Annotated in this window: 8 protein-coding genes; 7 read left to right on the top strand and 1 reads right to left on the bottom strand. The window is 36.1% G+C overall.

Annotation, left to right across the window (positions count from 1 at the left end; genetic code table 11):
• From AC4MRQ_RS23050 to AC4MRQ_RS23035, 4 genes are all read left to right on the top strand, one after another.
• Positions 1-517, top strand: a 517-nt coding sequence (locus tag AC4MRQ_RS23050; RefSeq protein ID WP_491200086.1) for a helix-turn-helix domain-containing protein, incomplete at its 5' end; no start/stop codon positions are given.
• Positions 518-855: 338 nt separating this feature from the next.
• A complete protein-coding gene (locus tag AC4MRQ_RS23045; protein ID WP_491200085.1) occupies positions 856-1,314 on the top strand; it encodes a T9SS type A sorting domain-containing protein in 459 nt (152 codons plus the stop codon).
• Between the two features lie 19 nt (positions 1,315-1,333).
• Positions 1,334-2,911: a Kelch repeat-containing protein gene (locus tag AC4MRQ_RS23040; RefSeq protein WP_491200084.1), complete on the top strand. Its 1,578-nt coding sequence runs from the start codon at positions 1,334-1,336 to the stop codon at positions 2,909-2,911.
• 445 nt (positions 2,912-3,356) lie between these two features.
• Positions 3,357-4,313, top strand: coding sequence for a hypothetical protein (locus AC4MRQ_RS23035; protein ID WP_491200083.1), 957 nt, complete (start codon positions 3,357-3,359; stop codon positions 4,311-4,313).
• On the opposite strand, the gene AC4MRQ_RS23030 is transcribed toward AC4MRQ_RS23035, so the two are convergent.
• Positions 4,310-5,125 carry a DUF1698 domain-containing protein gene (locus tag AC4MRQ_RS23030; RefSeq protein WP_491200082.1) on the bottom strand — a complete coding sequence of 272 codons (816 nt, stop codon included), beginning with the start codon at positions 5,123-5,125 and terminating at the stop codon, positions 4,310-4,312. The genes AC4MRQ_RS23035 and AC4MRQ_RS23030 overlap by 4 nt on opposite strands.
• Positions 5,126-5,771: 646 nt before the next feature.
• Between AC4MRQ_RS23030 and AC4MRQ_RS23025 the strand changes: the two genes are divergently transcribed.
• From AC4MRQ_RS23025 to AC4MRQ_RS23015, 3 genes are all read left to right on the top strand, one after another.
• Positions 5,772-7,385 (top strand): asparagine synthase-related protein, encoded by a 1,614-nt coding sequence (locus tag AC4MRQ_RS23025; protein ID WP_491200081.1) that lies wholly within the window; start codon positions 5,772-5,774, stop codon positions 7,383-7,385.
• A gap of 26 nt (positions 7,386-7,411) precedes the next feature.
• Positions 7,412-8,509, top strand: a complete 1,098-nt coding sequence (locus AC4MRQ_RS23020) for a CapA family protein (protein ID WP_491200080.1) — start codon at positions 7,412-7,414, stop codon at positions 8,507-8,509.
• On the top strand, positions 8,510-9,900 hold a 1,391-nt coding region (locus AC4MRQ_RS23015; RefSeq protein ID WP_491200079.1), incomplete at its 3' end, for a lipopolysaccharide biosynthesis protein.

Here is a 9,900-nt window from a genome sequence, read left to right as displayed (position 1 = left end):
CCAAAAGGGCGTAAAACAATACCTCAATGAACTAAGAGATATAGCTGCACAATATTATGCTCTTTTGCAAAATATGCTTAAAGCCAAAGTTCTATTGGAATCAGCTCAAAAAGGACTGGATGTCAACAAAGAAGATATTGCCAAACCTCAATTAGATAAGCAACCAGAAGAAAAGACACGGCAGACCAAGAAAGAGAAAGTTGCAAAAGCGCCCAAAGTTGCCACTCACCTGGTAACATGTGCTTTATACAAACAAGGGAATAATCTGGATGAGATTGCCAAAGAACGTGGTTTAGTTAAGACCACTATTGAATCACACATTGCGAAATGTATCAAAGAGGATATTCTTACACTAAATGACTTTGTTGACTTTGAAACTCGCGATACTATCAAAAAAGGAATTACTGATTGTGAGGGCACCAGCTTATCGGAAATACGTGAGCATTTAAAATATAAATTCTCTTACCCTGAAATAAAATATGTGCAGGCCTGGATGCAATCTGACGGCATATTATAATAAACGCCACCTCTGTCATTGGGAATCTATGAATGGAAAGTTTAACGACAAAGGCGGCATTTGTTGGTTAAGGGGGTTGCTAGAATATTAGTATTAATGTAATTATTATCAAAATGATTAGTTGATACAACAATACGATTTGTGGAAAATCGGGTGATTTAATAAGACTTACCAATCGGTTAGGATGCGACTTTTTCATAAAAAATAGGGTTAAAGTTCTATCTGAAAACCTTCAAATTTTATGCCAGCATTATATTTTGCTTTTTAGAATCATTCTAATTATGATTCTGCTAATTCTCCAGTCTTAATTTCTATTTTTGATTATCAAAATAATCAAAATGAAAAACCTCATAACACTAATTCTTCTGCTTACGAGTTTATCAGTAATTGCTCAAGAAAAGAGATTAATCTCTGCAATTGGCTTAAGCCACCAAAATGATAACTATAAATACACGATTAGTATCGGAGAACCCATCATTGGGGAAATATGCAATGATAACGTACTTTTAAATCAGGGCTTTATTCCAATTAACACATCTTCTGTACCTACCGATATAGAAGAAGATAACATTACATTGGAAATATATCCCAATCCTTGTTTCAATCAATTAAACATCAAAGGACTGGATTTATCTAAGGGTTATACGATAGAACTTATTGGAACAAATGGCGATATTGTATTAAACAATACACTTAAAAGTGATCAGATTAATACGTCATCATTATCTGCCGGTGCTTATCTATTAATAATCTCCAATAAAAAAGAAAGATTAAAAAAAACTATAATCAAACAATAACACACACTTAAAAACTATCATGAAAAATATTAGCCTCACTCTTCTTATTGCTCTCTGTTCTCTTTTGACGAACGCACAAGACATTCCTGAAAACATAAATTACCAATCGCTTATTCGCAATAACGATGGTAGCTATGTAAATAATCAGGATGTATCACTAAAAGCTACAATAATTAAAGATTCTCCTGATGGAAATGCGATTTATACTGAAACACATGCCACCCAAACAAATGATTATGGACTTGTTAATCTTAAAATTGGTTCAGGAGTAACAAACGATAACTTTTCTGAAATCAACTGGTCTTCCGGCCCATATTTCCTTAAGATTGAGGTTTCAGTAGGAAGTTCAGGTATTTATGATGAAGTTGGTATTGTACCTTTCAGTAGTGTTCCATATGCCTTATACGCCAAAGATGCGGACGTAAAGTTGACTTCAGGTGAAGGTATTGAAATAATTAACAAAACGATTAGTGCAAAGCATCAGGAAGCTTTATGGAATGCAAATACAATTCAAAATGAAAGGGTTTCTGAGGTCGAACCAATGATCGGTGATGTATTAGTATATGATGGCACCCAGTGGAAACCTGGTAAGAATAATCTTCCTCCCGGAAGTGGAATACTTAGTCTTGACCCCAATGCCCCAGATGGCTATCTTTTTTCAGGAAATACATTAATGAGCAAGAAGATTTCTGGAGAGTGGGATTACGCTGAATCAATGAATTATGGACGTAGATATGTTGCTACATGTGAGTGCGATGGTAAACTTTATGTCTTTGGGGGTGAAGACCAAAGTAGTTTTGGCATTAACTATGTTGAAGAATACGACCCGTCAACTAACTCATGGACAACCCTTAATAGCATGCCAAATAAAAGAGTACACGCTGCAGCAACTGAACTAAACGGTTTAATCTATCTAGCTGGTGGCTTTGAGCAATTCTCACATGATGCGTCTAAAACAATTGACGTTTTTAACCCAGAAACAGGAAACTGGAGCAATATACCTTCAATGAATTATGGTCGTTGGGGACTAGGTCTTTTTTCATTTAATAATAAACTATATGCAGTTGGAGGGCTTGCCCACATTTCAAGTAATGATATAATTTTATCCATTGAAGAGTTCGATTTTAATACCAATACTTGGACAGTGATACAATCCATTCCCGAAGTAATTCGTGGTACTAAATGTACTATTATCGGTAACACAATTTATTTAGTAGAAGGCTCTAAAACTGAAAATAATCTAAACACTTACTCTTATAATATTGAAACCCAGGAGTGGAATACCCATCCTAATTTTAGTGACTCCCGTGTTGACTTTGCTATTGGTACAATAGGCAATAATATTATTATAACAGGTGGGTTAGATAAAAACAACAATAAAATAGATATTACTGAACTCTTCTTAATTGAAAATAACCAATGGATTACCATAGATGCCAACCTTAAAGGAGCAGTATATGGCTCAAGGGGATCAAAAGTTGGTGACAATTTCATCATTACTGGCGGTGTTGATGTTAATAACATTAAAACCAATGCGGTACAAATGTTTACTCTTAAAGAAATTGAAGAGCTGATATATTTCCATACTAACCAATAACAAAACACTGGCTGTCTGAAATAATCATGGCAGCCACTTTTATTATAATATTAATATTCGTGCATCTATAATTGACAACAGGCATTCATTTAACTACTATAATTAGCCGCAATCTTCTTGTATTTTATGGTATTGGTACTTAATTATTCATCTTTCCTTCTTCCAGTCTTAAAAAATTCTTTCTTTTGTCTAAAACCGATATTCACTCAAGGGTGATAAAGTGACTTCAATATTTTGAATTATTTAATCTAGTTGTAATTAACAACATAGAAGCGTGGTAGATAAAACAATACTCATATTTGCAGATGCCAACCGAAGAGCCAGCCTAACCGCAGCAAGAATACTAAGTAAGCATCATTGCCGGCTACTTTTCTGTATTCATGAAGATTTTCCAGAAAAATTAACAAGTATTCTATTCAAAAAGTATAGTTCCTATCCTCTTTTAATGTATTCCTCGGAGGGATTGATTGACTTCTTAAATCAATTACATCAAACATATGGTTCGTTTGAAATTCTACCAATTGGAGAATGGCATATCCGACAAATTCTTAATGGGAGAAAGCACCTTTCCAAATCAATACACTTTTGTTTAAACAATCCTGAGGGATACCATCATCTTTCCAACAAGCTATCATTCACGAAATTATGCAAGAATTACAAACTCGATTTACCAGAAGAGTTGAATACATTCCCAAAAGATGATTCAATCAGTTTCGTTGTCAAACCTGACTCGTTTGAAAAATCGGATGGCGTATTAACTGTTCCGATGTTGGTTGATAGTCCGAAGCAATACAAAGCTTTTAAAGCTATGAATCTTGATTTATCCAGGCATTTTTTCCAGGAATACATCTCTGGTCCGAGTATTTATTATTGCGCTTATTATCTAGATGGGAAATGCATCAAACACTTTGGGCAGTTTAACAGAATTCAGCAACCTAACGGAAAGTCGATTATTAAGGCACATCCATATGAAATACCTAAAGCCACAAAAGATAAAATCGATTCCATTTTTAAGAGCTTCAATTGGAATGGCCCTATGATGTTTGAACTAAAGCACTGCAAGAAAACACAAAAGCTTTATGCTATTGAATGTAATCCACGCCTTTGGGGCCCATTACAAATATGTATTGATAACGGTGTGGATATGGTCAGCCCATGCTTTGGTTTACCGTCATTTGATCATGCAAATAACAAACCCATTGGTTATTTATGGTTGAGTGGGTTTATTCATGGCTATATTCTGAAACACCAATCGAATCAAGATTATCAGATTTTTAAAGCTCCCTATAAAACTAAACTCAAATACAAAGATTTGTATCTGCGCAAGGATTCGATAAAATACTTTGTATTCGACCTACTCTATCACTGCAAAGAACTTGTTAAACAAATCCTAAAATCTTAACTCTTGCAAATATATATCGGACGCTGAATAAAAGTTAGGTTAGGCACTTCCATTCCTAGTCGGTACCGAATACCGTATTCAAAGTATTTTAGTTTTGAGGACAAAGGACTGGTTGTGAGTTCATAATCAACATCCTGATATTGAGGTTGAGAGAAATTGGTAACCATACCACAATGTTCAATTACCCAGCCAGCATCTTCCAATAACTTTTTGGTAAAGGGCAGTATATCTTTAGGATCACACAATGGTTCTTTATGCCCAAGCCAAGAGTACCCATTTTGAAATACCATGTGCTTTGTTTTCGACCTGACCCTCTTCAAATACTCAACTGCATAAGCATACCAATCTTGTACTTTGGCAACATGGATCTTATCATAATCTTCACCGGCATGTTGCAGCACATTGAAGAACAACAAAATATCTGTTTCTGGCATTTCATCGATGGTATCCAAAGTAATGCCCTTGTTTAAGACACTAACTTGTTGATCCAATTCCAGTAATTCTTTAATCTGATCAATGGCTCTGCAATGATCCCCATAGGGTTCAAACATGGTAACTGAACTGTCTTTTTCAGTTGCTAAACGAAAAGAAAAGTAGCCAATATTCGCACCAATATCGACCACCTTAGCACCTTCAAAATTGAGCTTACTGGTAAAGTAATCGTATCGCTTATCATCTAAACGCACACTCTCGTATGGCAAATCTTTCAACTGCTGGTATTTATTAATCAAAGCCGGCGGAAACAATTGGTAAAAACCATGTTTGCCATCCGAATTAACCAACGATAAAAACTGCTCGATCGAATTACTCATCCTTCTTTTTTATTAATCATCAAATGCAAGGTGCATAGCATACAGCTAGCTTGTGCAAAGCTAACTAAATTTTTAGGAGGAGATGGAATAATAATCTGTAAGTAATGTAGATTTAAATGTTTCTTTTTGGACACCCTGCCAAACTAACCAACTTCTTATCTCAATCTGAAGCATAAAATTAAAATCGAACACATTATACCATGTGCAATTGCACAATATTCAACAAACTAACAAATGAGCAACTAGTTGTTTATGAAACAGAAAAAGGTTTTATTAGAGGAGTCATTATTATGAACAATAGAATATCGTCACTATACGCTTTTTAAGAGATTGAGCCAAGCGAAGACATTGCGAAGCCATAGCGAAGGAAGAACGAAGCCCAAAGGTGGCAGGGAAGTTAGTTTTGTACTTAACATTAAAGATTATAACAAATTGAATCATTCATAAACTAATCTATTGCAAAAGCGAGCTTCTTTAATAACAAGTAATGCTCGAAATTTAAAACCTCGAAAGTGCTTTCATTTGAGTAAAGGGTGTCCAACCTGGTTTTAAAAAGCTATTTCCCTGGATTTAGCATCAGCCTATGTTATTGACAATAGTTATATTTGCTTGTTTGTTATAAATCACACCGTCACAAATACCGATAATGATTATACAAGTCCAAAACAACACTATTTCTTCCGATATAAATGGCACCTATCAACTGCTAGTAAAAGCAGCGGGTTATTTTATCTTCAAAAACCAGTTTTATCAGCGGGAGCAAATTCAAGATTTTGTAATCAATAATTGGTCAGAGGCATTTTTGAAGAATCAGGTAAAAAACTTTAGCGGGTGTTTCCAGATTGTAATTGTTGACAAGCAAAAGCAGAAAGTAATTGTTGTTCAGGACAGATGGGGAACTTACCCATTATTTTACTCGAAAAGTAAATCCGGACTCACAATTTCGGATGATTATCGAAAACTGTTAAAATCGGATTCAGCCTATTCTCAAAAATCACTGGTTGAGTTTATTGGCCTCGGACACGTATTTGATGATAAAACACTTATTGACGGTATCAACGAGTTTAAACCTCATTGTGTAAGCTGTATTGACACCAATAAACCTGAATATTCCATTCAGGAAGATAATTACTGGCAATACAATTTATCTTTCGGCAAGGCTGATTTTCAAGAAACTTCCGAGGCATTTGCCCAACTTTGGAAAGAACGAACTAAGATTCTATTCGATGGCATTAAATCCATCGGGCAGCATTGTTACATCCCGCTATCAGCCGGGCTCGACAGTCGTTTGATTGCAGCTGCAGCCGAAACCAATTGTTTAAGCCAAACGAACCTGACTTTTGGTTGTGGTATTGATAACCTGGAAATAGAAACGGCATTGCAAGTGAGTCGAAGTTTAGCCAATTCGCTGGGTCATCATGTACTCAACGTTAATCATGCAGGCTATCGGCAGCTTATAAACGAAGCACCTCACTCCTATCGGGTTACCACTGCTTATTTTGGCGAAAAAGACTTGTGGTATCCTAACAGGTTTAGAAACGAGACGGCAGCGATTTTACCCGGTCATTCGGGCGATTTTATGGCTGGCAGCCATTTAAAGTCGAAAATGAAATTATGGAAAAGCAAAGAGGATGTGGCCCGCTACATTATTTTTTTCAAAAGCACACCTTTGTGTAAGCACCTCTATCATAACGATGCGGAATACCGGGATCAAATAATTGACTCATTAATGACCACTCTGGATGACAGCGATGGCTTAATTAGTGCGTTTATTCGCTGGGACTTGGAAGAGCGTCAGCGTCGTTACATCATCCGATCGGTAATCAGTGAGCAACACGAGCAATTGCCCCTGGTAGTACTGCCTTATTTTGATTACCGGTTAATGGATTTTTATACCAATCTGCCATTTTCATTTCTTCGAAATACCGAACTGTATCGTCATTCGGCAGCAAAGTATATTTTTAAAGATCAGGAAGCCATGCGACAGATTCCGGTTAACGGACGCCCCATCATACCCAAAACAAGTGGTTTGATTAATGAATATTACATGAAGTTGAGGGATTATCTGAACCTGAAGCGTAATATCCTGGTTTTTGATGAAACCATTCATTGGGATGAGTTTATCAATTCGAAAAATCTGCCACAAATTATGAATGACAGGCAATGGTTTAATCGTAATTTCTTTAAAACAAACTCACGATTTTATTATGCACTTTCGCAGTTTCATACCGATTTTAATGATTCGATAAAATCCATCTGATCAATGATAATTAAACAGATAAACAAATGAGGGTTGGCTTTATAGGCGATACGATCCTAAGTAATAAACTAACCGTAGATGATCAACTGCGGAAGTTGCTGCTGCAAAATGATTTTAATATTGCCAACCTGGAGGCACCTTTTGTAAAAGATAATTATCGGCCTGTCAGAGACATGGGCTTGCATCAGCTTAGTGATTCGTGCCAGATACTTCATGAACTAAAAATAAAGGGAGTTTCGTTGGCCAACAATCACCTGATGGATTTTGGCTCAGAGGGTTTGATCAACACCCTTGAGGTGCTCGATCAAAATCAGATTGGTTATTTTGGTGCTGGCAGAAATCTCTATGAAAGCACTCTGCCTTTAAGCATCCAATACAACAATCAGAGCTACCGGTTTTACGGTGCCATGCAGAATTACTTTCACAGAAAGCATTTTGCCGCCAAAAACAAGGCAGGCGTTGCACCATGGCCACTGAAAGATTTTGAAACAACACCGAATGACGGTTATAACTTTTTATTTCTACACTGGAATCAGGAATATGAAGTACTTCCTGAGCCTGCCTCAAAATATTATGCAGAGCAATTAAGTGATTCATACCATTTAATTATAGGATCGCATGTCCATTGTTATCAGGGAATTCAAGTTAACAAAGAAACGCCTGTTGTTTATAGTTTAGGGAATTTCTCATTGCCCCATCAGCAATATTGCAATACTTTTCTGAAACCCTATCCCGCGCACTGTTACACCGGACTGATATACATCTGGGACAGTGAATCAGAAGATCAGCTTATCTATTGTCAAATCAGTGAAAATGGCGAAGGTGTTTCCTTTCTAAAAAAAGAAATGATATCCGATTTTATTCGGTCCAACCGGGCAATTAATAAGCCTCTGCACCTTTCATATCGTGAATACCGAAGGCACTACAAACAAAACCGTAGCCATTCAAAACGCCCCGTCTTATCAACCAATAACCTGATCAATCAATTGATTTTCAAGAACTATATAAGGGCAGTTCTTCTTTTTCAGAAAGCTGAGATTCTTATTGCCGGAATATTAGATACATTTGGGCTGCGGAAAATCTTTAAAAAGATTTTATCCTTGTTCATAAAACGCTATCAATAGATGTTTGAAAAAGTAAGAGCAACAGCCAAGAACACATTATTATACAGCCTTTCAAATTTTATTGGAAAGTTCTCCGGGGTGATTTTACTACCCTTATACACCTCATCTTTATCAGCTGAATTATTTGGATTATTTGCATTATTTGAAGTAGTTTTTCAAGTAATACAGGCATCAACCGGCTTAGGGTTAAACAACGCTTTAATGCGATGGTATTGGGACTCGAAGCATAAAGATCATCAAAAGCAAATATTCTTCACAACTTTCTGCACCTACGGACTCATTAACCTTTTGGTAGCCATTATTTTATTTGCCATATTCCATGTGCTTGCTGAATACATCTTTCAAACTCCAATCAACTTTGAGTTAAAGGGTATTTTTATTCTTAGCACGTTTATCCGCCTCATGGTTGATATGCTCTTATTATTGATGCGCATTCAACACAAAGCTCTTAAACATACCAACTATCAGGTTCTTCAGGTAATATTGTTTGTATCCGGTATAGCAGTGTTTCTACCTATATTAAAACTTGAAGTTACAGGCATATTTCTGGCTTTCCTGATTTCTTATTCTTGCCTGCTCATTCTTTTAATACCATTTATTCGAAAAAACATCGAACTACACTATCGAAAAGATATCTTGAAAGAAATGATGAGTTTTGGTTTGCCACTAGCATTATCTAACATGGTTAACCTGGTCTTATCATTAAGTGACAAACTGATTATTAATTTCTTTGGCACATTAAAGCATGTTGGAAATTATACAATGGCTTTTAAAATTTCGAATATTGTTCAATTAGTGGTGGTTAACGCTTTTATGAATTCTTATACCCACGTGTATTTCAAAGGAATGGATGATGAAGATAACAAACGACTTTTTTCCAGAACTATTATATACCTTATCTTAACTTTATCATTAATCAGCTTAGGGCTTGTATTGTTTATTGAAGATGTGGTTCTAGTCCTCACTTTAAATAATGCCGATTACCTGGATTCGATTCAGCTCATTCCAGTTCTTACTCTCGGTCTTATATTTGGTGGAATTCGTGCCATGCTAACACTCCCTCTATCCAAGCATAAAAAAACAAAAATTATATCTCAAGTTCCTAACACCAGTAATACCCTCAATAAATCCACTTCTAACAACGATATACCTACTCCTGACCCTGATACTTCTGACGACGAACGATACAACTTCACATCATACATTACCGATTGGGCAGAAGAGTTCTCAGACGCTGAGGACGATTGGCCTATTGGCAAGCCTGAAGTTGGATGGAAAGAAGCTGAAAGAAGTACAGCTGGTTACAGCAAAACTCGAGCTGGAACCTATAAGCAATCAAGATATTACTATCGTCAAAAAGAGAAAGAAGCTGTACAAAATCAAGAACAAGT

This window comes from Carboxylicivirga sp. (genome assembly GCF_982718395.1).
The sequence above is the reverse complement of the archived record's forward strand: the minus strand, read 5'-3'. Positions and strand labels throughout refer to the sequence as shown.

What these genes read in the sequence shown, in the direction of transcription:
- AC4MRQ_RS23035 (WP_491200083.1), top strand. Translation starts at nt 3,357, where the DNA reads ATGTATTCCTCGGAGGGATTGATTGACTTCTTAAATCAATTACATCAA.
- AC4MRQ_RS23045 (WP_491200085.1), top strand. Translation starts at nt 856, where the DNA reads ATGAAAAACCTCATAACACTAATTCTTCTGCTTACGAGTTTATCAGTA.
- AC4MRQ_RS23020 (WP_491200080.1), top strand. Translation starts at nt 7,412, where the DNA reads ATGAGGGTTGGCTTTATAGGCGATACGATCCTAAGTAATAAACTAACC.
- AC4MRQ_RS23040 (WP_491200084.1), top strand. Translation starts at nt 1,334, where the DNA reads ATGAAAAATATTAGCCTCACTCTTCTTATTGCTCTCTGTTCTCTTTTG.
- AC4MRQ_RS23025 (WP_491200081.1), top strand. Translation starts at nt 5,772, where the DNA reads ATGATTATACAAGTCCAAAACAACACTATTTCTTCCGATATAAATGGC.
- AC4MRQ_RS23030 (WP_491200082.1), bottom strand. Translation starts at nt 5,125, where the DNA reads ATGAGTAATTCGATCGAGCAGTTTTTATCGTTGGTTAATTCGGATGGC.